A 24,724-nucleotide genomic window follows, 5' to 3' on the forward strand; every position below is an offset into this window, starting at 1 on the left:
TGGGGGAGGCAACTCGTCCCCCAATGGGGGGTTTGGGGGGCAGACCCCCCAATTCTTGGTTTTTCTTCAGACAAGATGGACAGCAAAACCCACTTTAATTATGCGCGGAGGGTAAGAGAATCGACAGTTACCAAAGGCAAAGAAGCCTTCGCACTAATAGCAGCCTCCACAAATTGGCTAACCCGATTGGGATCGATAGACCCGTCTATTCGCCCATGACGCTTGAGGGAACTTGAAACAATTACCCCATCGGCGGCGGACAAAAGCGTAGAGACATTTTCCCAATTTGCCCCACTGCCGATAAAAACTGGCGTACCTTTCGCCGCAGCGCTTGCCAACTCCAGATCCTCCAAGTTTGGCGGACTACCCGTAGCCCAACCTGATAAAATGATCCCATCAGCCAAACCCCGCTCAATCGTATCTTGTACCGCCACCGTAAGATTTGGCGAGTTCAAAGGTCTAGCGTGTTTGACCAACACATCGGCAAATATTTTCACATCGCTGCCCAATTCCCGACGATAGCGCAGCAAGTGATGGGCTGCCCCCTCAATTAGCCCCTGATCGGTCGCCATTACGCCTGTCAGCACATTTACCCTGATAAATTGAGCTTTGACCACACTAGCAATGGCGATCGCGCTATGAGCATCATTACGCAATACATTGATCCCAATCGGTAAAGTTACTAAATTCATCAAACGATCAATTACAATCGTCATCGCACTGACAATCGCCGGATCTACCTGACCTTTAGTAAATGGCGCATCAAAAAAATTTTCAACAATAATGCCATTAACTCCGCCACTAGCTAAAGCCGTTGCTTCTTGCTCTGCGCGATCGATTACAGCTTTAAGACTACCTCCCCACCGGGGCGATGTAGGCAAAGGCAGTAAATGAACCACACCAACGATCGGATTTGGAGTTTTAAATAGCCGAGTTAAGTCCACTTCTTTCCTATCTGAATTCAGCCCTTAGTTAGCTAAAGTTCCGTTAAATTTTTACACAAACAAGCCTTTATTATGCCTTTTTCCGAAAATAGGAAAATTTAGCCGTAAAGTACTCATAAGATATGTTAAGATAAAAGCGATACAAGAACAGGAGTTTGCCACTCCTGCAAATTAAAGGCTTACCTCTACTACGCCAAGCGTTACTGTGAGATGAGCCTATCTCTAGGGTAAAGTACGGTAGCTTATACCAAAATCAAAATTGGTGCTTTAAAGTTTAAAAATTATAAAGTTTAAAGAAATATAGTTTCATCGACTAAGCCCCGCCACAAACGGCATTTTTTAGCGTCCTAAGTTAATTGTACAGTCACGAAGATCAATTTTTTAATGGCGAACACAAAAACAAAAGAACATCAAGTTAACTTCACAACGAGCGTTATTTCACTTTATGGGAGATAAGCCAACCATAGCAATTTCACATCTAGGTTGCGAGAAAAACCGAATTGATACCGAACATATGCTAGGACTGCTGGTAGAAGCGGGGTACAGTGTAGATAGTAATGAGGAGTTAGCCAACTACGTTATTGTCAACACCTGTAGCTTTATTCAATCGGCGCGAGAAGAATCTGTAAGGACGTTGGTAGAACTTGCCGCAGCAGATAAAAAAATTGTGATTACAGGCTGCATGGCGCAGCACTTTCAAGAACAACTATTAGACGAATTGCCTGAAGCCGTAGCCGTCGTTGGTACTGGCGACTACAACAAAATTGTTGATGTAATTTCGCGGGTACAAGCAGGAGAAAGAGTCAAGCTAGTTTCCCCCGAACCAACCTACATTGCCGATGAAACAACGCCCCGCTACCGGACAACTACCGAAGGTGTAGCTTACCTGCGGATAGCTGAAGGTTGCGATTATCGCTGTGCTTTTTGCATTATTCCTCACCTACGGGGAAAACAGCGATCGCGCTCTATTGAATCAATCGTTACTGAGGCAAAATTACTAGCCAGCCAAGGAGTAAAGGAAATTATCTTAATTTCCCAAATTACTACTAACTACGGTTTAGACTTGTACGGCGAACCAAAGTTAGCCGAGCTATTAAGAGAACTTGGCAAAGTAGATGTTCCTTGGATTCGGATGCACTACGCCTATCCTACGGGATTAACAGCAAAGGTAATTGAGGCAATTGTTGAAACCTCCAATGTTTTACCTTACTTAGACTTGCCTTTACAGCATTCGCACCCGGAAATTTTACGGGCAATGAATCGACCTTGGCAAGGGGCTATTAACGATGCGATCGTTGAAAGACTAAAAGCAGCTTTACCAAAAGCAGTAATGCGGACAACTTTCATCGTCGGATTTCCTGGAGAAACAGACGAACATTACAGACATTTGTTACAGTTTGTAAAGCGCCATCAATTTGATCATGTAGGAGTATTTACTTTTTCACCAGAAGAAGAAACCCCAGCCTACAATTTACCCAATCAATTGCCCCAAGAACTTATGGAGGCAAGGCGAGATGAGTTAATGGAACTCCAGCAACCAATTTCGCTACACAAAAACCAACAGGAAATCGGTCAAGTGGTAGACGTACTAATTGAGCAAGAAAATCCTGAAACTAAAGAACTGATTGGACGCTCCGCCCGATTTTCGCCCGAAGTAGACGGTTTAGTCTACGTCCAGGGCAAAGCCGCTCTAGGCTCGATTGTGCCAGTAGCAATCTCGGACGCTGATATATACGACTTATACGGGCAAATTGTTAATAGTTACAACTAAAAGCGTTACATCCCGTAAGACACTCATACAAAGAACATTATCTAAACGTAAACATTTAGGAGAATAAATGACTCTTTCCTTTGAAAGCTTAGGACTTTCGGCATTTCGTGTTAGCCAATTAGAAAGCCTAGGATTTACCGAGCCTACCAACATCCAAGCCCAAGCAATACCAGAGGTACTTAAGGGAAACGATGTAGTAGCAAAATCGCAAACCGGAACAGGCAAAACTGCCGCTTTTGCATTGCCAATATTAGAGCAAATTGATAGCACTACTAGAGGAGTGCAAGCTTTAATTTTGACTCCTACCCGCGAACTTGCAGTGCAAGTTTGTACAGCGATTACTAGCTTTGTCGGCAATCAAGACATTAGAGTAGCGGCAATTTATGGCGGACAATCTATCGACCGTCAAATGATGCAACTCAAGCGCGGCGTACAAATAGTTGTTGGTACACCCGGACGAGTAATCGATTTACTAGATCGGGGCAACTTAAAACTAGAGTCGATTAAATGGTTTGTGTTGGATGAGGCCGACGAAATGTTGAGCATGGGCTTTATTGATGATGTCGAAAAAATCCTCAAATCAGCCCCCGACGACAGACAAACGGCTTTATTCTCGGCAACAATGCCTGTAACTATTCGCCACTTGGTTGCAAGATTTTTGAAGTCACCCGTAACAATTACGGTAGAGCAGCCTAAAGCTGCACCAACAAAAATCAATCAAGTAGCTTACTTAGTCCCCCGTCAATGGACAAAAGCTAGAGCTTTACAGTCAATTTTAGAGCTTGAAGATCCAGAATCGGCGCTAATATTTGTTCGCACTCGACGCACGGCGGCAGAATTGACCAATCAATTACAAAATGCTGGTCATAGCGCCGATGAGTATCATGGAGACTTGACACAGCAAGCTAGAGAGCGGCTATTAAGTCGTTTCCGCAATAAACAAGTTCGGTGGGTAATTGCTACCGATATTGCGGCTAGAGGCTTGGATGTAGACCAGTTGAGCCATGTAATTAACTTTGATTTGCCCGACAGCGTAGAAACTTACGTTCACCGGATTGGTCGTACTGGTAGAGCCGGGAACGAAGGAACAGCGATTTCTGTAGTGCAGCCTTTTGAGCGCCGCAAACAGCAGCAAATCGAGCGCCACGTCCGCCAAAATTGGAAAATGACCTCAATTCCTACTAGGGCGCAAATTGAGTCACGGCAAATAGAAAAGCTGCAAGCCCAGGTAAAAGAAGTTTTATCTGGCGAAAGATTGGCATCATTTTTACCGATTGTACGCGAATTGAGCGAAGAATACGATGCTCATGCGATCGCCGCCGCCGCCTTGCAAATTACCTATGACAAAACTCGTCCTACCTGGATGCAGTCTGAAGCTGGGAGTGCTGAAGAAGAAAGAACTTCTTCGCCAAAGCCAGTTTTACTTAAGCGCGCTCAACAACCACAGCAGCAACAACAACTACCGTCTGTATCAAAAAACGGCTAATTAAGAATGGAGGAAGAAAGTTAATTTCTTCCCCCATACCTGCTAATGGAGCCAAGGACGGCTAATTTGTTCTAGTTCTGCAATTTCATCATTAGTTAGTTTCCAGCCTAGCGAGCCAGCATTTTGCTGTACTTGTTGGGCTGTTTTTGCGCCCGAAATTGCTACTACATTGCCTTGAGAAATCAGCCAATTTAGGGCTACTTGGGCGGGAGTGCGATCGCGCTTTTCACCAATTTGTCTTAATAGCGCTACCACTGGTTCAATTTTTTCTAATCCCGCCTTACTAAACTGGGGATCTAAGGATCTAGCGCCTGTAGGTTTTTCTGAACTATCGGGGCGATATTTGCCTGTAAGTCTTCCTTGCGCCAAGGGGCTATAAGCAAGCAAAGTTACCCCTAATTGTTTGGCTGTAGCAGTTATCCCGCTACTTTCAATTTGTCTAGTTAATAGCGAGTAGCGAACTTGATTTACAGCTAGAGGTACGCCGCGACGAGCTAAAATTTGGTGTGCTTCTTGCATTTGCTGGGCGGAGTAGTTGCTTACACCAACAGCGCCGATTCTACCGCGCTGAACTTCATCTGCTAGGGCATTCATAAGAGTTTCTTGGCTCATCAAAAAGCTAAAGGGCCAATGTACTTGATACAAGGCTACTTGCTCTACTTGGAGACGTTTTAGGCTGTCTGTAAGCGCATCTGAGACAGATTGAGCGGTAAATCGCCAAGGTAAAGGGCCAAATTTAGTTGCAATTATGGCACTGCGATCGCTTTGCTTCATGAATTGCCCTAAAAGTTCTTCCGACAACCCCAAACCATAAATTTCTGCCGTATCAAAGAAAGTTGTACCCGCTTCTAGGGCGGCGTTAAAGGCTTCTTTTAGCTGTTTTTCATCATAATCGCTGCCATAACTCCAAAAAAGCTTATCTCCCCACGCCCACGTCCCAATACATAATGGTGGCACGGCTATACTACTCTGCCCTAATGTAATTGTTTCCATTATCACCTTTACACTTATTTACATTTTTCTAGTGTAACTTTGTAGTTGGTAGTCGGTGAGTGGTAAGGAATACGTCTATAAATTGTATTTTTATCAAGTATGCTGTGGTCTAGTTAGTTTTTTGTCTAGAGAGATAATGACCCCCACCACAGCCCAAGTATGGAAATGTTTTCAACTTTGCTGCGCTCTTACTGAAAAGTATTGTTCTGTTGATTTAGTAACAATAGACAAGCGGACTGGAAAAGTAATTATTCTAGTAAGAGAAGAAATTAATATTGAAATTGAGCATAATGGGGAATGGAAGTTTGTATGAGCATAAAACCAAATTTTACTACTATGACTGCGACTGAACTTCGAGCCTATGTATTAGCCCACCGGGGTGAGGAGGAGGCTTTACACGCATACCTTGACAAACTCCATGCTGAAAATCGAGGTTCGCAAATATATAACCCCGACGATAATGTAGCTGATGCGATCGCAGAGTATCTAAAAAACAAAAAATAAGTAGAGTGCATTTAGGGTTGCAAAATCTAAAGGCAGGCAATAATGAGTAAGGAAATTAAAGTGCAATCGAGTAGCAGTAATGTTTTTGCCGATATGGGGCTGCAAAATCCTGAAAATTGTTAATTAAAGCAGAACAAGTTCTGCAAATTAGCAAAATAATTGCTGCGCGCAAAATCACCTAAACAAAAGCAGCACAAATACTCGGAATCGATCAACCAAAAGTTTCGGCTCTCGTAAGTGGTAAGCTTTCAGGGTTCCCAACAGAACGTCTACTTCGATTCTTAAACTTGCTTGGCAACGACGTAGAAATTTGTGTAATAACGAAGCCTAATTCTGATTTTCAGGCACAAACAACGGTTTAGTTGAAAGGAAATATAAAACCGTATTTATAAAGCGATCGCTCTAACGTTTTCTGTTAACTTCTATTATCGGCAGAAGGAATAACCGCATCATTCTTAGGGAAATTTTTGTATATAAAATGACCGAGTAAAGTGGCAGTTATAGCTATTAAAAAAACTATTTGACCTAACAATGGTTGGAGGGAAGCTTGATAATCGCTTGCTGAAATAAAGAATTCTCTTTCAATTGTTGACTTGCTGAAAAAATTTACAATATCAACAATGGTAGTGATAGTATTATGACCAGTTTGACAAAGAATTGGCGCTAATAAATTGCGGGTTTTAAAATACAAAATTGAATACAGAATACTTCTAATAAACAGAGGAATAATATCAAAACTAAAATCAAAAACTGCAAACAGTAAAGATGTAGTTATAATTCCCGATTTAACTCCCCATTTAATTGACCACTTTTGCAAAATTATTCCGTGAAAAAGCAATTCGTCAATTAGGGGAGCTAATAATATAGTATAGAAACTCCATAGGAGCGCTTCACCAACGTTAGTAAAGTATTTTTCATTGAGATAGCTTTCTACATAACCTGGAAAAATAAATGATAACTTGTAAAGGACTAGGGAGTGAAAGCTTCTTCCGAAAGTAGGCTCTAAAATAGCAATAAATAATATTAATTTTAAGCTCACATTATTCTTGAAATTAATAAAGTTAGGAATTTTTAATCCTGATTCTTGAAGCTTAATAATTAAAATGCTTCCAAAAATAAGACTGCAAAATATACTTTCTAAATTAAAAGTGCTTGATTCTTCTATTAGTGCAACAGGAAAGTTTAAACTATCTAATAAATAAAGTATTAAAGCTGGTACAAATACGACTCCAATAGCAATAAAAAATAGCAAAAACAATTCTATAATATTAATATCGTTAAAAGGGTTGTTATTGTTTTTGTTTGATAAATTTAGATTAAAAAAGGGCTTTCTATTGACAGGAATAAGCAAGATAATTAATAAGCAAAATATACTTAATAAGCCTAACCAACCCCAATTAGATGAGTAACCTTTACTTTGAGTGTAAAAGCGACATCCTTGAATAAATAATGTATAACCTAATAAAAATAAACCCAATATCAAAAAGTATAAAATATAAGGTGATGTATTAATATTTTCTACAAATACTGCCAATGTAATCAATGGAACATATTTTAAAACAAGCCCCAGCGAAATTAAATTGATAGCTTTCTCTTTTTCAATCTGCATTCTTATCCTCGCAAGTTGTCAAACGCTCCTGAAGTTCGATGTCGGAGTCCACTATTATGGCTGTAATATTTGCGATCGCCAATTAGAGTAAAATTGGTACAAATTGAATAGCTAGATGTGAGAAAAAACTATGACATCTCTAGATTCATTGGTATGGCTGCAAGAACGAACAGCTTTAGGTATTCTCTCCCCAACGGTACTAGAGGCAATTTCCGCCGTTATTAAAGAACAAATAATTCCCGCAAATACGCGCCTTATTGAAGAAGATACTAATCCAGTTGCATTATATATTCTCATTCAAGGGCAACTAGAAAGTAATCGCATTAATCAACTGGCTCCTACTGCTCCCTATGGTTTTTTACCTGGAGCGGTTATAAACTTGCAAGAATTGCTATTAGAGCAACAAGCCGCGCAAACAGTAACTACTTTAAGTGAATGTCATTTGTGGGCTGTTCCCGCCGCTACCTTTAGGCAATTAGTCGCTCAATATCCAGAAATTGCTCAAGCTTTCTCCCGCCAACTTGCTCAAGAATTAGCGCAATTAACTACTGCTTTTAGTTACGAACAAGAGCGCTCCGTCGCCTTACGTCCTTATTTAGTAACTAAAGCCCAACGGGGAATTGTGGGGACGAGTCGCTATGCGGTGCGTTTGCGTCAACAAATTAGACAAGCGGCAGGCGATCGCAAATCTGTATTAATATTTGGAGAGCCAGGTTTAGAAAAAGATAACATCGCCGCCCTAATTCACTTTGGCTCACCCCAAAGGCGCGAACCAATTATTAAAGTCAATTGCGGTATTTTGCAAACTAGCGGCGCAGACTTATTTGGACGCACAGGCGGTAAGCCAGGATTGCTGGAATGGCTAGGAAACGGTACTTTAATTCTCAATAATATTCAAGAATTACCCCCCGAATTAGTCCCATCTTTAGCTCAATTGCTAAGAACTAACACTTATACCCCCGTTAGTCGTAATGATGAAGCCGCCGAAACCCAGACTTCTAGCGCCCGAATTTTGATTGTTTCGGAAACCACGCAGCCAACAATTGAACGTTGTATCGGTCACAATATCAAAGTTCCACCGTTGCGGGTGCGAAAAACTGATATTAAAGCGCAAGTAGATTACTATATCAGCCTTTACTGTCAAGCCCGAAGCTTAACTAAACCCAAAGTTGTCCCTGAAGCTATCCGCCGCTTGCAGGCTTACGACTTTCCAGGAAACTTAAAAGAGTTGAATAGTTTAGTAGAAAGGGCAATTGTTCAAGCTGGAGGCGCACCAGAATTAACAGAAGAAATATTTTGGTCAGCCGAAGCCAAGAAAAAGCGATTTCGAGTAAATTTGTTGAACCTTTACCCACAATTGCGGCGGTTTTTGCGGAGCGATTGGTGGCCCGACAAAATTAATTATGGTTTTACTTTAACAGTATTTGCGATCGTTGTGGGAATGTTATTTATTGGCCCGCAACATCGCAGCGAAAATGTAGCCCTAAACTTATTTTGGGCTTGGTGGTGGCCCTTAATACTATTCGGATTTCCTTTTGTCGGGCGGTTGTGGTGTTCAATTTGTCCATTTATGATTTACGGAGAAGTTACGCAAAAGCTTTCCTTATGGCTAGTTCCCAGACAATTAAAACGCTGGCCAAGAGAACAAGCCGAAAAATGGGGAGGTTGGTTTTTATTTGGTTTATTCGTCTTAATTTTCTTATGGGAAGAACTCTGGAATTTAGAAGACACGGCTTATTTATCTGCTTGCTTGCTACTCTTAATCACCGCCGGAGCAATGATTTTCTCGGCAATATTTGAGCGCAGGTTTTGGTGTCGCTATCTTTGTCCAATTGGCGGTATGAATGGCTTATTTGCCAAACTATCAATGACAGAATTACGAGCGCAGCAAGGCACTTGTTCGGCGGAATGCACTACTTATCAATGCTACAAAGGTGGTGTACAAAAAGGTGAAGGGATGGAGACTAATGGATGTCCTTTATATTCCCATCCCGCCCAACTAGAAGATAACAAAGATTGCGTACTGTGCATGACTTGTCTTAAAGCTTGTCCTCATCGGTCGGTAGAATTTAACTTACGTCCTCCAGGGATTGAATTATGGACAACTCACACTCCCCACCTCTACGAAATTGCTTTATTATTTTTGCTACTAAGCGGTGTATTTTTGCATCGTTTACCGGAAATTCAGACAATGGGTTTGGAGAATATAGACTTAAAGCCGTTTTTCCCTCATTTAGTCGCATCTATACTAGCTTTAACAATTCCGGTAATTATTCCTGTAGCTGCTTACGGTTTGACTTCATTAATTTACAGGCTACAAAATACCACACCACGAAGTTTTGTAGAACTCGCTTACGGTTATTTACCTTTAGTATTAGGAGCAAACTTAGCTCACTATCTGCGTTTGGGATTAGGGGAAGCGGGGCGGATAATACCAGTAACTTTAGCAACTTTTGGTTACAGCAGTTCATCAATGCCCGTGTTAGTAGCGCATCCAGCCGTTACAGCATTTTTGCAAGGAGTAACGCTAATTAGTTCAATTTTATTGACGATTTTATTAACTCAAAAAATTGCTCGTCAACCTTTACAAAGTCTCTTTCCTCAACATCTTGCTACTATGTTGTTAGGCGTTGGCTTTTGGATAATTATTGTAGGAAGATAGTGAAACAAAAGTAAAGATTTATTTTGCTGAGATTTTCCACAATATATTTATTTTATCCTTGTTTTCACCCATAAAATAAAGTACGTTGCCTACAACAGTAAGGTCTGTAGGGTTAAAGATATCCTCTGTTACTAAAGTAGTGTTTTTACCGTCAAATCTCCATAACATTGTTTTGCTACGCTCGGAACCTACAAAATATAGCTGGTCGTTAAAAACGGTTAAATAGTCTGGACTATAAACTTCATCGACTGCTAAATAAGTTTTCTCTCCATCATATTTCCATAGTTTCCAACCACTTGTTTCTTCATAAGCTTTAAAATAAAGCTCATTTTTAAAAACAGCTAAAGTAGTTGCTGTTTCATAGCTGTTCCCTGCTAGTTTCTTAACTAATGATGCTTTATTTTCCTTGAATTTCCAGAGTTCATAGCCACTATTAACAAAGAAAAAAAGTTGATTATTATAAGTAGCAAAATAAAATGGGCTGGAACTTTCTTCACCTGGATTTATATCGGCAATTAAGGAAACTTTTTTACCGTCATATCTCCATAGCTCACTGCCATGTTCTGCATCTATAGCACTAAAATAAAGTTGATGATTAAATTCTATAAAGGAGCTACCGTAAGCAGGAGACGATTTTGTATTTGCTAAAAAAGTAGGTTTTAAACCATCATATTTCCATAACCCTCTACCAGTTTTATCGGTACTAGCAAGAAAATAAAGATTGTTATTAGAAACAGTTAGAGAACTTGGCTCTGAACCTACTATACCTGGTTGTATATCTATTACCTCAACATTTTTGCCATCAAACTTACATAATTCATTACCGTATTCTCTATCGTTAATTGTGAAATAGAGGGCATTATGAAAAACTACTAAGTTGCTAGGTTGAAATTGAAAATTATCATCGGTAATCATAGAAAGTAGATTGCCATCATACTTCCATAATTCTAATAATCCTAACGATTCATTTATTGCCTGTTCTCTTAATGGAGAATCGCTTTTAATACTCCCTATTGGTAGGGGTGATAAAGAATCAAATATTGGATTTACTAACTTTTTATTGCCAACTAAATACAAATTATTCTGAAAAGTTGCTAAATTAGATATATTGAATAAATTTTTAATTTTTACACCAGTGAGTTGCTTGGCTGGAGCTTGGGAATGAATAATTGGGCTAGTTGTTGCCACTAACTTAGACTCAAACTGCTCTAATGGTATAAAAATACATAAAGTCTGTTTATTGAAATGTTTGTGACTGGGCGTTGCAAGTTTTGCATCCTCAAAATACCTAGGTAGCAAAGATACTTTTAGTAAGTCGTTAAGCTTGGTAATAAACGATACTGATTTCTGATAAAAGTCTTTAGATTTCCAAACTTCCAAAGTAACTTGCTTCAGCCCATCTTTTTCAGGAATACCACCTCTGCGTACTCGTTTGAAGTTAAACTGATCGGTGTCGAGCTTGGCAACAACTTCAGTATAAGAAAGATTGTTATCGGTTTTAGACTCAAAGCTAAGAATTTGAAACGATTTAACGGAATGCAATTTTAAAGTTTCACTAGGCTTACAGTATTGCTGGTTAGCTTTGCTAAAGTTACCAGCCTGAAGAAAACTTAAATGATTTTCAGCTAAAGATTTAGGGCTAATACAAGCTATAGGGGTTAACAAAAGAACGATCAAGAGAACAAAAATATAGTGTTTGCGATTCATAAGAGAGCAGTTGCAGCAATGTTTTTAAATAGGTATGCCCTAGCAACAGCTTGTTAGGCTTTCAAAAATCACAGCTCTTGGCAAGTAGCTAGCTCCCTTAGGATAGGATTCCCAAATCACAGCCTAGAATAACTACAACGAGATATTTAAGTTAGAAGATGCGATCGCCTCATCCACCTCTGACAATTAATAAATTCTGGCGGAAAAAACAGTGACTTAAAATACATTTTGCCTTTTGCAAAATGACAAATTTTCAACTTAATGCTTTTAAATTCTCTACATTCAACCCCAGGTTAGAACTATAAAACTGTAAATATCTGTAACTTATCTGTGAAGCACTAAAAAGTAATCATGCAGATTCAAACCCCAGATTGGGTAAAACACGCAGTTTTTTATCAAATATTCCCTGATCGCTTTGCCAAAAGTCAAGAGCCGCACAAGCGAGTTTTAAAAACTGTATCTTGGGAGGAATGGGACGATATGCCTACACTCCAAGGCTACAAAGGTGGTGACTTGTGGGGAGTTTTAGAGCAGTTAGATTATTTGCAAAGTCTAGGCGTTAATGCAATTTACTTTACGCCAATTTTTCAATCTGCCAGCAATCACCGTTACCATACCCATGATTACTACCAAATCGATCCTATGTTGGGCGGAAATGATGCCTTTAAAGATTTACTTGTAGCCTGTCACGATCGCAATATTAAAGTAGTTTTAGATGGAGTATTTAACCACTCTAGTCGCGGCTTCTTCTTTTTCCACGATGTCCTAGAAAATGGCCCTCATTCCCCTTGGGTAGACTGGTTTAAAATTCACGGTTGGCCCTTGTCTCCCTATAATGGCGAATTTCCAGCAAATTACGAAGGCTGGGCAGACAACCGAGCGCTACCAGTATTCAACCATGACAATCCTGAAGTGCGAGAGTACATTATGGAAATTGCCGAGTATTGGATTAAATTGGGCATCGACGGCTGGCGTTTGGATGTACCCTTTGAAGTCAAATCGCCCGGATTTTGGCAAGAATTTAGAACTCGCGTTAAGGCTATTAACCCCGAAGCTTATATTGTGGGCGAAGTGTGGGAAGACTCTACAGAGTGGCTAGACGGCACGCAATTTGACGGCGTGATGAATTACTTATTTGCTGCGCCTACCATCGCTTTCGCAGCAGGCGATCGCGTGGATATGGCACAAGTCCAAGACAGGTCTTACCATCCCTATCCCCCATTATTTGCCGCCGAATACGGTGACAAAATTCAATCTTTACTAGAGCTTTACCCTTGGGAAATTCAGTTAACTCAACTTAATTTGTTGGCTAGTCACGATACGGCTAGGCTAATTTCTATTGCTGGTGGCGATCGCTCAAGTGTAGAATTATCAACGTTACTATTACTAACTTTTCCTGGCGCTCCTAGCATCTACTACGGCGATGAAGTTGGTCTACCTGGGCGTTTAGATCCCGATTCAAGGCGGGGTTTTCCTTTAGAATCTCAGTGGGAGCGCGATGTTTTAGACTATCACCGTCAGCTAATTTCTATTCGTCACAATTACCCAGCCTTGCGTACAGGTAGTTATAAAGTTATCTATGCTCAAGGTGCGTTGTATATATTTGCCCGAATTTTAGACGCGGAAGAATTGATTATTGCTGTTAATGCTGGTACGGCAGAAGTTACCGCTACTGTTAAAGTTGAAGCTTTAACTTCTCAACCTAGCAAAGTTTTGTATGGCACGGGAGAAATAAGCTGGAGTGACGAAGAACACTCTTTAACTATTAATATTCCGTCTCGTAGTGGGAGTATTTTCGCCGCTAGTTAAAACAAAACAAGAGGTATCTGTAATTAGATACCTCTTGTTTCAATGTTTGTGCTAAGTTGCAACAGTGTTTTGCTACTTAACGATTTTTTGGCAAAGCTTTACAATGCTGTGATCGGTTCAGTCAATGCCAGAAAAATTATGAGAGTGACTTACCAGCTTCAGTAAGCATTTTGCCTAATTCTGCCATTTGCGTACCTGCATCACCACCAGTGCTTGTACCAGCACCAGAAGCTTGTCCACCTAGTTTTGTCAACAATGCACCGATTGAAGAACCAGAGGCGCTACCGCTTGTTAAAGCAGTTTTGAGTTCGCTAAGAGTTGCTGCAACTTCTGGTGCTGCATCTTTGAGTTGTGAGTGCCAGCTTTCAATATTTTCTACTGCTGCTGCTGCTGGAAGTGCTGTTAATCCGCCTTTCAAAGCAGAGATTGTTGAACTGAGGTCTGCTGTTGCCATAATTATCTACTTTGAAATGTTTTACCTTGTTACTGTAACAAGTTTTACAACTTTGTGGGTTGAAATTAGGTTAATTTGAGTTTAAAAATTATTTAAATCCAACCTAATCTTAGAAATAATTTATTTACAGATAAAAACCATCCTTTTAGCAGATGTATTTGTTTAGAAAATGTAAGTAAAGCAGAATAAATACTTCTACTTTACTTGCGAACTTCAAAAAAGAGCGATCGCCTAAATTATACAAGTATCTACTCAGCCGCTACTAATGCAGGTATTAAAACGCCATCAATGATATGGATTACACCATTATCAGCAATAATATCTGTTTGCAAAACGTTAGCGTCATTAACTTTAATACCATTATTATTTTCAATAGCAACGATTGAACCTTCTACAGTGGCGGCTTCTTCAATTTGCTGCAAATCTTCTGCTCTTACGTCTCCAAAGACTACATGATAAGTTAAGATTCTTTTGAGTTTGGGGATGTCTTGGAGTAAAGCAGCTAAAGCTTCTTGAGGCAACTTAGAAAAGGCTTCGTCAGTGGGGGCAAAAACTGTATAAGATCCTTCACTTTTGAGCAAATCTACTAAGTCGGCGCTTTCAATTGCTTTTACTAAGGTAGTAAAATTTCCGGCATTAACAGCAGTTGCGATAATATCAGCCATGATAGATTTTTGAAATGGTTCAACTTTATAGTACAGCCTGCCTCCTTCAAGAGAACATCAAACTTGCTGCAATAAGCACGGGATTGGTTGAGAGCTAAATCGGATTTAAAGGCTCGTACATGGGTACAAGTGGACATTAGCAAAGCTGTAGCCCATTATTGCCTCCAATCGTCAGCAACGCTCACATCCATAAAGTTGCTAATTTTCCATCAACTCAGCTTACGACACCGAGAATTTGCAGAGGTACTAATTTGTCGATTGCCACATTATTTGTCCACTTGCCAAATTATTGACCGCTAATTCTAATAGCTTGCTAGCCTAATCTACACAAGGGTTACAGCTATTAAATCTCCTAAAAATATTGAATAAGCTTTTTGACAAATTAGTTGTCCGGTTTATGAAACTTGACAAATTCTTTGTCCTCTCTTGAAAGAGGCGAAAATCACAACTTTTGTAAAGAATTGACACAATCTTTGTCCTTAAAAGGATAATACAAACATGATTGTATAAAACAATTGTGTAAATATGCAGGATGATCGCTCCTTGGAAGTACCAATACCTGCTGAAGTAAATGAAATCGTCACTGATTTCTCTGATGATGCAAAGCTGATGCAGGAAGTGATCCAGAGTCTTTTGGAACCCTGTGATCGCATTACCTACGGACAACGGCAACGGGAAGCGGCTGCCAAACTCGGAAAATCAGTACGGACTATACGAAGGCTGGTGAAGAAGTGGGAAGCAGAAGGTTTAAATGCACTACAAGCAACTCAAAGAACTGATAAAGGAAAACATCGAATTGATCAGAAGTGGCAGGAGTTTATTATCAAAACCTACAAGGAAGGTAATAAAGGTAGTAAACGGATAACTCCCCAACAAGTAGCTGTGCGCGTGGCAGCAAAGGCAGCAGAACTAGGTCAGGAAAAGTATCCGAGTTATAGAACGGTATATCGAGTCTTACAACCAATAATTGAGAAACAAGATAAAACCCAAAGTGTGAGAAGTCGCGGATGGAGAGGATCGCGGCTATCAGTGAAGACTCGTGACGGTCAAGATTTATCGGTGGAATATAGCAACCACGTCTGGCAATGCGACCATACCCGTGCGGATGTTCTATTAGTAGATCGCGATGGTCAACTACTTGGTCGTCCCTGGCTTACAACGGTGATTGATACTTATTCTCGTTGCATTATTGGAATTAATTTGGGCTACGATGCACCGAGTTCTCAGGTAGTGGCGTTGGCGTTGCGTCATGCGATTTTGCCAAAGCAGTATAGTTCTGAATACAAATTGCACTGCGAATGGGGTACTTATGGCAAACCTGAACACTTCTATACAGATGGTGGCAAAGATTTTCGTTCTAACCACTTGCAGCAGATTGGAGTGCAGTTAGGGTTTGTTTGTCATTTACGCGATCGCCCTTCTGAGGGTGGGATTGTTGAGCGTCCCTTTGGCACTTTTAACACAAATTTGTTCTCAACTTTGCCAGGATATACGGGTTCTAATGTGCAGGAACGCCCAGAGGAAGCAGAGAAAGAAGCAAGCCTGACTCTGCGGGAGCTAGAACAACTGTTGGTGCGCTACATAGTGGATAAATACAACCAAAGTATTGATGCACGTATGGGCGATCAAACTCGGTTCCAGCGATGGGAAGCGGGGTTAATTGCAGTACCTAGTCCAATTTCCGAACGAGATTTAGATATTTGTTTGATGAAGCAAACTCGGCGGACGATCTACCGAGGCGGGTATCTGCAATTTGAGAATTTGACGTATCGAGGCGATCGCCTGGAAGTTTATGCAGGGGAAAGTGTCGTTTTACGGTATGAAGAGAAGGATATTACGACGATTTTGGTCTACCGCAAGGAAGGCGGTAAAGAGGTTTTTTTAGCCCATGCTTATGCACAAGATTTACAAACTGAGCAGTTGTCTTTTGATGAGGCTAAAGCTAGCAGCCGCAAGCTCCGAGACGCTGGAAAAGCAGTTAGCAATCGTTCCATTTTGGCAGAGGTACGCTATAGCGCTAGCGCGCTCGCAGAGCTTCGCGAAACATTCCTGGCTCAAAAGAAAAGCAAAAAAGAACGTCAAAAATCTGAGCAAGTTCAAATTCACAGAAAAAAAGAACTATTTCCCATTGAGGCTGAAGCCACAGAATTTGAATCTCTTGTTGATGAACTCGAAACAGAGACTATAGAAGTTTTTGATTACGAACAAATGCGTGAAGATTATGGATTGTAGGGAATGATGAACCAAGAAAAAGAAGCAAAAGCCATAGCGCAGCAATTAGGTAATATTCCGCTTAATGACGAAAAAATACAGGTAGAAATTCAACGATTGAATCGCAAAAATTTTGTTCCTTTAGAACAGGTAAAAGCTTTACACGATTGGTTAGAAAGTAAGCGGCAGGCGCGTCAGTGTTGTCGGGTGATTGGAGAGTCAAGAACTGGAAAAACTATGGCTTGCAATGCGTATAGGCTAAGACATAAGCCGATTCAACAGCTAGGTCAACCTCCAATTGTACCTGTTGTTTATATCCAGATTCCCCAAGAGTGTAGTCCAAAGGAGTTATTTTCAGTAGTCATTGAGCATCTAAAATATCAGGTGACTAAAGGAACTACAGCAGAGATTAGAAACCGGACACTTAGAGTGCTTAAGGGTTGCGGGGTAGAAATGTTAATTATTGATGAGGCTGATCGTTTAAAACCGAAGACGTTTGCTGACGTGCGGGATATCTTTGACAATCTAGAAATATCTGTTGTCTTGGTAGGAACAGATAGGCTGGATAAAGTCATGACAAATGATGAGCAAGTTTGCAATCGTTTTTCAGCATCTTATCGCTATGGAAAAATTTCAGGGGAAGAGTTTAAAAGGACAGTAAATATTTGGGAAAATCAGGTTTTAAAATTACCAGTTTTATCAAATCTAACTCAACCGAAAATGCTAGAAATATTAAGGAATAAAACGCAAGGTTATATTGGTTTGATGGATATGATTCTTAGAGACGCTGCAATCCGAGCTTTGAAAAAAGGAATGCCAAAAATCGATCTCGATACGTTAAAGGAAGTTACTAACGAGTACACAGCACCCCCCAAAACGCAAAAATGAAAACCTCAGATTTTCAACCTTGGCTGTTTTGTGTGGAACCTTTTGAGGGGGAAAGTATAAGCCATTTTTTGGGGCGTTTCCGGCGGGCAAATGAAATGACTCCTAACGGGTTAGCTAAGGCGGCGGGACTTGAAGGCGCGATCGCACGTTGGGAAAAATTTCGCTTTAATCCTCCTCCTTCTCGTCAGCAGTTAGAGGCGCTGGCAGTGTTGGTTGGGCTGGAAGCCGATCGTTTAGTGCAGATGCTACCGCCTGTTGGGGTGGGGATGAAAATGGAACCAATTCGTTTGTGTGGGGCTTGTTATGCCCAGTCTCCTTGTCACAAGATTGAGTGGCAGTTTAAGTCAACACAGGGATGCGTAGGCGATAGCCATCGCCACAAACTAAGCTTGCTATCGGAATGTCCCAACTGTGGGGCAAGGTTTAAGATTCCTGCTTTGTGGGTGGATGGATGGTGTCATCGCTGTTTCTTGCCTTTTGAGGAGATGACAAAGCATCAAAAATTAATTCAAGTTTAGATTGCAGCTATTCTATGGCGAAACACTGTACTTAAGATGCCAAAATAAAAAATTGGCAATTCTGGATCAACTCCTCATGGCGCAACTCGAACACATCGAAGGTATTGAAAAGCGGTTATGGTCAGCCGCAGATACACTGCGATCAAACTCTAACTATGCGAGTAATGAGTATTTCTTACCTGTAATGGGTTTGATATTCTTGCGCCATGCTTACAGTCGCTTTTTGAAGGTAAAAGAGGAAGTTGAGGCAAATTTGCCCCAGAGGGAAGGGAAGACGAGAGAGTTAAAGAAAGAAGACTTCTCCCAAAAGGGCGCTATTTTTCTGAAATCAGAGGCGCAGTTTGACTATTTGGTGTCGTTGACAGATGGTGCAAAACGAGCAGATACCATCTTTGAGGCGATGGACTCCATTGAGAAAGATTACGAGACTTTGAAAGGGGTTTTACCTAAGTCTGAATACAAAGATTTGGATAATGAGGTGCTAGGGCAACTCCTACGGCAGCTAAACCCAGAGGAACTTAAATCTGTTTCAGGCGATGTGTTTGGGCGGATCTACGAGTATTTTTTAACCAAGTTTGCTGACCTTAAAGCCCATGATGGAGGTGAGTTTTTCACTCCTATTTCGTTAGTTTCTCTGATTGCTAATGTGATTGAGCCAGAGCGAGGGACAGTTTTTGATCCGGCTTGTGGTTCTGGGGGAATGTTTGTCCAGAGTGCGCGGTTAGTCGAGGAACGCCATGATAACCCTCAAAAGCTAACCTTTCGGGGCTTGGAGAAGAACCCCACAACAATCCGATTGGCAAAGATGAACCTGGCAGTACATGGTTTAGAGGGAAATATTCAACAAGCAATTACTTACTACGAAGACCCTTTTAATCTTGTTAGTCAGGCAGATTTTGTGATGGCAAATCCACCTTTCAATGTTGATGAAGTGGATGCGAAAGTAGAGGGCGATCGCCGTTTACCTTTTGGGTTGCCTGGGGTAAACAAAAATAAGAAGGTTTCTAATGGCAATTATCTCTGGATTAGTTATTTTCATAGTTATTTGAATCAGCGAGGACGAGCAGGTTTTGTAATGTCGTCTCAAGCTTCCAGTGCAGGAGGAGATCAGGCGAAGGTACGCCAAAAGCTGATCGCGACTGGAGATGTGGAGTTAATGATCGCTATTCGGAGTAACTTTTTCTATACTCGGTCTGTGCCTTGTGAGTTGTGGTTTTTCAATCGGGCAAAACTACAGCAGATGCGGGATAAGGTGTTGATGATTGATGCTCGTCAGATTTACCGCAAGGTGACACGCAAAATTTATGATTTTACCCCAGAGCAGTTACAGAATATAGTCTCAATTGTTTGGCTTTATCGGGGAGAATCTGAGCGATTTTTGGCTTTAGTTCAAGGCTACTTAGCCCGAATGCTGGATGAAGGCAATTCTTGTGTAGGGGTCTTAGCAGACTACCAAGGGGCTATTTCCGCGCTCCTTAAAACAGTAGAACCTTTCTTTAGTCCTTCCCTTTTCAAGCAGGGGGGATTAAAAGACCAAGATGAGGTGTGGCAGGAGTTTCAGCATACCTGCAAAACCTTCAAGGTCGATAGTGAAACATTCACAGACAAATTTTTAACTTTAACGCCACCAGAGGCAAAAGCAACCGCCCTTAATGGCTTTATCGAAAAGGTGCAGCATTTGGCTGAAACCAGCCGAGATTTAGTCAAGCAGACAGATTTAGTCTATAAGTTGGCAGGTCGTCTGGTAGAGCATTGTGAGGCTGATTTAGAGGCAAAAGAAAGCGATCTTTGGGTCAGTCGAGAGGTGAAAGCTTGCCTTAAAAAGTTGGATGTTTTTCGTCAGTCCGCAGTAGAGCAACTTAAACAGGTGCGGTATTTTTTCCGACAAGCACATTGGCTAATGGTGCGCTTTCCTGATGCTCAGTTACGCGATGTTGAAGGCTTGGTGAAACTGGTTGATCATCAGGAGTTAGAAGCGAATGATTGGAGTTTGACACCAGGGCGTTATGTAGGAGTTGCACCGGAAGAAGTCGATGAAGATTATGATTTTGAGGAAGCGTTACGGGATATTCATGTTGAGTTAAAAGGTTTGAATGAGGAGGCGATCGCTTTGGCAGAGGCGATCGCTAAGAATTTTGAAGAGTTGGGGATATGAAATCATATAAACAAAATACTATCCTTAGTGAACTAATAACCCTTCAGAGAGGTTTTGATTTACCAGAAAGCAATAGACAAATTGGAAATATCCCTGTTGTTGCTTCTAGTGGAGTAGTTGGTTTTCATAATGAAGCTAAAGTAAAAGCACCTGGAGTCGTAATTGGACGAAGTGGTAGTATTGGAGGAGGACAATATATTACAGAAGATTTTTGGCCATTAAATACTACTTTATGGGTCAAAGACTTTAAAGATCATAATCCCAGGTTTATTTACTATTTACTTAAAAATATTGACTTTTCTTCTTTTAATGGAGGAAGTGGTGTTCCAACATTAAACCGAAACCATATTGCAAATATTAAAGCCCCTTCATTTGATCAAAAACAAGAAAATAAAATCGCGGATATACTCTCAAAATATGACGACTTAATCGAAAACAACCGCCGCCGCATTGAGTTGTTGGAGGAATCAGCGCGATCGCTATATCGGGAATGGTTTGTTTATCTGCGCTTCCCTGGTCACGAACACACCCCCATTATTGATGGTATTCCTGATGGGTGGGAGAAGAAAAAAATTGAAGAAATCTGTGAAACTGTAGGTGGTGGTACTCCTTCAACACAAAATCATGAATATTGGAGTGATGGTAATATAACTTGGGTTGTTCCTACAGATGTAACAAGAAATAACTGTTTAGCATTATTAAATTCTGAAAGAAAAATTACAGAAGCAGGTTTGAAAAATTCATCAGCAAAACTTGTTCCATCTGAAACTATTTTAATGACAAGCAGAGCATCTGTAGGATTTTTTGCATTGATGGATCAACAAGTTTGTACCAATCAAGGCTTTATTAATATTATTCCAAATCAGAAAAATTACAGAATGTATCTTTTACATAATCTCATGTATAGAGTTGAAGAAATCCGCTCTTATGCTGGAGGTTCTACTTATCAAGAGATTAATAAAACTCGTTTTCGCAATTTAGATATAGTCATTCCTTCAAAAACTTTACTTCAGCAATTCCAAGAACAAAGCTATAAAATTTTGCAACAAGTTCGTTTATTAAATAAGCAAATCGCTAAACTTAACCAAGCCCGCGATCTCCTCCTTCCTCGCCTAATGAACGGAGAAATAGCAGTATGACCTACAGCGAAGACACACTCGTACAACAAACCACCGCCGACTACCTCCGCGATAAACTAGGCTGGGAATCCATCTACGCCTACGACCAAGAAAACTATGGCGAAAATAGTCTTTTGGGGCGCACAAACCGAAAACAGATTATCCTTACTCGCTACCTTGAGCGCAAACTACGAGAATTTAACCCCAATCACCCAGATCAAGCCTATCAGGACGCAATTCGAGCCATCACTGAATATAGCAGTAGTCAAACTTTATTTAAAATTAACCGTGAAAAAGACAAACTCCTCAGAGATGGTGTAGAGGTCAGCTATCGCAATAATAAAGGCGAAACCGTTAAACCCACTCTCAAAATTTTCGACTTCGACACTCCCACAAATAATCATTTTTTAGCCGTTCGGGAACTGTGGATAGAAGGGGGATTTGGTCGCCAAAAACGAGCCGATATCGTTGGCTTTGTGAATGGTATACCCCTAATTTTTATGGAACTGAAAAATATCTGGCGAAGTCTCCGCGCCGCCTATGAAGAAAATTATAAAGATTATCTTGATACAATTCCTCAACTTTTTCATCACAACGCCCTTGTTATTTTTGGGAATGGAGATGATGCCAAACTCGGCAGCCTTAACAGTCCCTTTGAACACTTCCATGAGTGGAAACGCCTTGCCGAAAGTGACCCTGGCGTAGTTGACATGGAAACCCTGCTTAAAGGAATTTGTGACAAAAATAACCTTCTCGATATCTTTGAAAACTTCATTTTATTTGATAACTCCTCTCAAAACACCGTCAAAATTATTGCCCGTAATCATCAGTATCTTGGAGTAAATAAAGCAATAGAAGCTGTAGAAGACCGCCACAACCGCAACGGCAAACTTGGTGTGTTTTGGCATACCCAAGGCTCAGGAAAAAGTTATTCAATGACCTTTTTTACAAAAAAAATTAGACGCAAACTGGGAGGTAACTTCACTTTTCTTGTCTGTACCGACCGTGACGACCTCGACACACAAATTTATGACACTTTCGCAGGCTGTGGACTCGCTAACAATGATCAAGACCCCTGTAGAGCCAGCAGTGCTGAACACCTCAAACAACTTTTAGGGGAACATAAATCTTATGTCTTTACCCTGATCCAAAAATTCAATCAAGATGTTGACCCTGAACAACCCTACAACACACGCAACGACATCATTGTCATCAGCGACGAGGCACACCGTAGCCAGTACGGGCGGCTATCTCTGAACTTACGCAACGCCTTACCCAATGCCAGCTTTATCGGCTTTACGGGAACGCCTCTATTTCAAGATGATGAAATTACCCGCCGCTATTTCGGGGACTATATCTCGACTTACGACTTCCAACGTGCTGTAGAAGATAACGCCACCGTTCCCCTTTACTTTGACGCAAGAGGAGACAAACTTGAAGTCTCAACAAATGACCTAAATGAACGCATTGCAGCCAAACTCGAAGAATTAGAAATCGAGGATGCAGATATTGATAAACGCTTAGAACGAGCATTAAAAGGGGATTATAAGGTCATTACAGCCGAAAAACGCCTTGATGCGATCGCCCAGGATTTCGTCACTCACTACGCTAATGGTTGGGAAATGGGCAAAGCGATGTTTATCTGCATCGACAAAATCACCTGTGGGCGAATGTACCAAAAAATCACCCACTACTGGCAACTCGAAATTAAAAAGCTCAAAAAACAACTCAAAACCATCACCGATCAACAAGAAACCATCTACAGAGAACGTCAAATTGCTTGGATGGAAGCCACTGTAGCTGCGGTGATCGTTAGCCATGAACAGGGAGAAGTTGAAAAATTCCGTCAGTGGGGTCTAGAGGACGATATTAACTTTCACCGTAACCGAATTAATAATGGTTTTGAACTAGCAGACGGAAAACGAGTTAGTGTCGAAAAAGCCTTTAAAGACTCTGCTCATCCCTTCCGCATCGCCATCGTTTGTGCCATGTGGTTAACCGGATTTGACGTGCCTCCTCTCTCTATCCTTTACCTTGATAAACCCCTTAAAGCTCATACTCTCATGCAGGCGATCGCCCGTGCTAACCGAGTTTTTGAAGGGAAAAATAACGGCTTAATTGTTGACTATTGCGGTATCCTCAAAAACTTAAGAGCCGCCCTTGCTACCTTTGCTGGAACTGCTGACGAAGGCAGAAAAGGCGACAAAACTGTCGATCCAACCCAACCCCAAGAAAACCTCCTCAATGATCTCCAAAATGCAATTAATGAAGTTAGAGAGTTTTTAAGCAGTCAAGGGGCTTCTCTAGATCGGATTCTTGCAGAAAAGGGTTTTGCTCTCAATGCTGCGATTCGAGATACCAAAGAAGCAGTCAACGAAAACGATGAAACCCGTAAACGCTTCAAAATTCTCTGTCGAGAGGTTTTCAGAAAATTCAAAGCCAGCACTAATATTTCAGGCATAAACGAGTATCGAAAAGCCCATGATGCCATCAAATTAGTGGATAAAAGCCTTGAAAAAGATGAACAGGTCAAAGATATTAGTCAAGTGCTAAGAGAGCTTTACAGCGTCGTTGACGAAGCCATTGAAGTTACTAATATCAATACTCAAGATGGTGAACTTTACGACATCAGCAAGATCGACTTTGAACGCCTCAAAGCAGAATTTCAAAAAAGCCCTGCTCCTCGTACTACTGTTCAAAACCTCAAGCAAGCTGTGGAACAAAGACTCCGGCGAATGCTTAATCAAAATACATCCCGTATTGATTATCAAAAATACTACGAAGAAATAGTCAGTCGCTACAACCAAGAAAAAGACCGCCTCTTGATCGAACAAACCTTTGAAGAACTCCTTAAATTCATTCAAGACCTTGATGAAGAAGCCCAACGTGCCACCCGTGAAAGCTTGAGCGAAGAAACCCTTGCTATTTTCGATCTCCTCAAAAAACCCGATCTCCAATGTGATGAAATTAAGCGAATCAAAGGTATTGCCAGTAACCTTCTCCAAATCCTCAAGCAAGAATTACTGCAACTCGATCTGTGGTATGAAAAAGAATCTACCCGCGATCGCATTAAGGGAGCGATTTACGATTTTCTTTACAGTGACAACACTGGATTACCCGTTGAAAGCTACGAAATAGAGGAAATAGCAGAAAAAACTAATGTTGTTTTCCTTCACGTCATGCAAGTTTACAAAACTATTCCCTCTCCCTACTACGAAAACGCAGCGTAA

Annotated in this window: 19 protein-coding genes; 13 read left to right on the plus strand and 6 right to left on the minus strand. The window is 40.9% G+C overall.

What is annotated here, in order from left to right; all coding sequences use genetic code 11:
* Window positions 1-98 precede the first annotated feature (98 nt).
* Window positions 99-944 carry a photosystem I biogenesis protein BtpA gene (gene btpA, locus C7B70_RS08645; protein ID WP_106368657.1) on the minus strand — a complete coding sequence of 282 codons (846 nt, stop codon included), beginning with the start codon at window positions 942-944 and terminating at the stop codon, window positions 99-101.
* 445 nt (window positions 945-1,389) lie between these two features.
* On the opposite strand from btpA, the gene rimO reads away from it, so the two are divergent.
* Together rimO and C7B70_RS08655 are read left to right on the plus strand one after the other, a co-directional pair.
* Complete coding sequence (rimO, locus tag C7B70_RS08650; protein ID WP_106368658.1) at window positions 1,390-2,715, plus strand: 30S ribosomal protein S12 methylthiotransferase RimO; 1,326 nt, start codon at window positions 1,390-1,392, stop codon at window positions 2,713-2,715.
* Window positions 2,716-2,782: 67 nt separating this feature from the next.
* The gene (locus tag C7B70_RS08655) at window positions 2,783-4,201 is read left to right on the plus strand and encodes a DEAD/DEAH box helicase (protein ID WP_106368659.1); all 1,419 of its coding nucleotides are present in this window, start codon (window positions 2,783-2,785) and stop codon (window positions 4,199-4,201) included.
* A 42-nt stretch (window positions 4,202-4,243) separates the two neighbouring features.
* On the opposite strand, the gene C7B70_RS08660 is transcribed toward C7B70_RS08655, so the two are convergent.
* Window positions 4,244-5,200 (minus strand): aldo/keto reductase, encoded by a 957-nt coding sequence (locus tag C7B70_RS08660; RefSeq protein ID WP_199192147.1) that lies wholly within the window; start codon window positions 5,198-5,200, stop codon window positions 4,244-4,246.
* A 130-nt stretch (window positions 5,201-5,330) separates the two neighbouring features.
* Between C7B70_RS08660 and C7B70_RS26285 the strand changes: the two genes are divergently transcribed.
* The 3 genes from C7B70_RS26285 to C7B70_RS28710 all read left to right on the plus strand — a co-directional run bounded on the left by C7B70_RS26285 (window position 5,331) and on the right by C7B70_RS28710 (window position 6,060).
* The gene (locus C7B70_RS26285; protein ID WP_233220860.1) at window positions 5,331-5,507 is read left to right on the plus strand and encodes a hypothetical protein; all 177 of its coding nucleotides are present in this window, start codon (window positions 5,331-5,333) and stop codon (window positions 5,505-5,507) included.
* A 23-nt stretch (window positions 5,508-5,530) separates the two neighbouring features.
* Window positions 5,531-5,698, plus strand: coding sequence for a hypothetical protein (locus C7B70_RS08665; RefSeq protein ID WP_199192148.1), 168 nt, complete (start codon window positions 5,531-5,533; stop codon window positions 5,696-5,698).
* A gap of 197 nt (window positions 5,699-5,895) precedes the next feature.
* A complete protein-coding gene (locus tag C7B70_RS28710) occupies window positions 5,896-6,060 on the plus strand; it encodes an XRE family transcriptional regulator (protein WP_199192155.1) in 165 nt (54 codons plus the stop codon).
* 53 nt (window positions 6,061-6,113) lie between these two features.
* Here C7B70_RS28710 and C7B70_RS08675 read toward each other — a convergent pair whose 3' ends face one another.
* Entirely contained in the window at window positions 6,114-7,307 is a 1,194-nt protein-coding gene (locus C7B70_RS08675; RefSeq protein WP_106368662.1) for a CPBP family intramembrane glutamic endopeptidase, read from the minus strand.
* Between the two features lie 130 nt (window positions 7,308-7,437).
* On the opposite strand from C7B70_RS08675, the gene C7B70_RS08680 reads away from it, so the two are divergent.
* Window positions 7,438-9,969 carry a sigma 54-interacting transcriptional regulator gene (locus C7B70_RS08680; RefSeq protein WP_106368663.1) on the plus strand — a complete coding sequence of 844 codons (2,532 nt, stop codon included), beginning with the start codon at window positions 7,438-7,440 and terminating at the stop codon, window positions 9,967-9,969.
* Window positions 9,970-9,987: 18 nt separating this feature from the next.
* On the opposite strand, the gene C7B70_RS08685 is transcribed toward C7B70_RS08680, so the two are convergent.
* On the minus strand, window positions 9,988-11,676 hold the full coding sequence (locus tag C7B70_RS08685) for a hypothetical protein (protein WP_106368664.1): 1,689 nt from the start codon (window positions 11,674-11,676) through the stop codon (window positions 9,988-9,990).
* Between the two features lie 351 nt (window positions 11,677-12,027).
* Between C7B70_RS08685 and C7B70_RS08690 the strand changes: the two genes are divergently transcribed.
* Window positions 12,028-13,485 (plus strand): glycoside hydrolase family 13 protein, encoded by a 1,458-nt coding sequence (locus C7B70_RS08690; protein WP_106368665.1) that lies wholly within the window; start codon window positions 12,028-12,030, stop codon window positions 13,483-13,485.
* A gap of 136 nt (window positions 13,486-13,621) precedes the next feature.
* Here the strand turns inward: C7B70_RS08690 and C7B70_RS08695 are convergent, their stop codons facing one another.
* A complete protein-coding gene (locus C7B70_RS08695; protein ID WP_106368666.1) occupies window positions 13,622-13,939 on the minus strand; it encodes a hypothetical protein in 318 nt (105 codons plus the stop codon).
* A gap of 248 nt (window positions 13,940-14,187) precedes the next feature.
* Window positions 14,188-14,604, minus strand: coding sequence for a fasciclin domain-containing protein (locus tag C7B70_RS08700; RefSeq protein ID WP_106368667.1), 417 nt, complete (start codon window positions 14,602-14,604; stop codon window positions 14,188-14,190).
* A 525-nt stretch (window positions 14,605-15,129) separates the two neighbouring features.
* Between C7B70_RS08700 and C7B70_RS08705 the strand changes: the two genes are divergently transcribed.
* From C7B70_RS08705 to C7B70_RS08730, 6 genes are all read left to right on the plus strand, one after another.
* A complete protein-coding gene (locus tag C7B70_RS08705; protein ID WP_106368668.1) occupies window positions 15,130-16,836 on the plus strand; it encodes a Mu transposase C-terminal domain-containing protein in 1,707 nt (568 codons plus the stop codon).
* Between the two features lie 3 nt (window positions 16,837-16,839).
* Entirely contained in the window at window positions 16,840-17,703 is an 864-nt protein-coding gene (locus C7B70_RS08710; RefSeq protein WP_199192149.1) for a TniB family NTP-binding protein, read from the plus strand.
* Complete coding sequence (locus C7B70_RS08715) at window positions 17,700-18,221, plus strand: helix-turn-helix transcriptional regulator (RefSeq protein WP_106368670.1); 522 nt, start codon at window positions 17,700-17,702, stop codon at window positions 18,219-18,221. The genes C7B70_RS08710 and C7B70_RS08715 overlap by 4 nt, the downstream gene beginning before the upstream one ends.
* 76 nt (window positions 18,222-18,297) lie before the next feature.
* Window positions 18,298-20,376 carry a type I restriction-modification system subunit M gene (locus C7B70_RS08720; RefSeq protein WP_106368745.1) on the plus strand — a complete coding sequence of 693 codons (2,079 nt, stop codon included), beginning with the start codon at window positions 18,298-18,300 and terminating at the stop codon, window positions 20,374-20,376.
* Window positions 20,373-21,515, plus strand: a complete 1,143-nt coding sequence (locus C7B70_RS08725) for a restriction endonuclease subunit S (protein WP_106368671.1) — start codon at window positions 20,373-20,375, stop codon at window positions 21,513-21,515. The genes C7B70_RS08720 and C7B70_RS08725 overlap by 4 nt, the downstream gene beginning before the upstream one ends.
* Window positions 21,512-24,724, plus strand: coding sequence for a type I restriction endonuclease subunit R (locus C7B70_RS08730; RefSeq protein WP_106368672.1), 3,213 nt, complete (start codon window positions 21,512-21,514; stop codon window positions 24,722-24,724). The genes C7B70_RS08725 and C7B70_RS08730 overlap by 4 nt, the downstream gene beginning before the upstream one ends.

This window comes from Chlorogloea sp. CCALA 695, from assembly GCF_003003885.1.
Lineage (GTDB): Bacteria > Cyanobacteriota > Cyanobacteriia > Cyanobacteriales > Chroococcidiopsidaceae > Aliterella.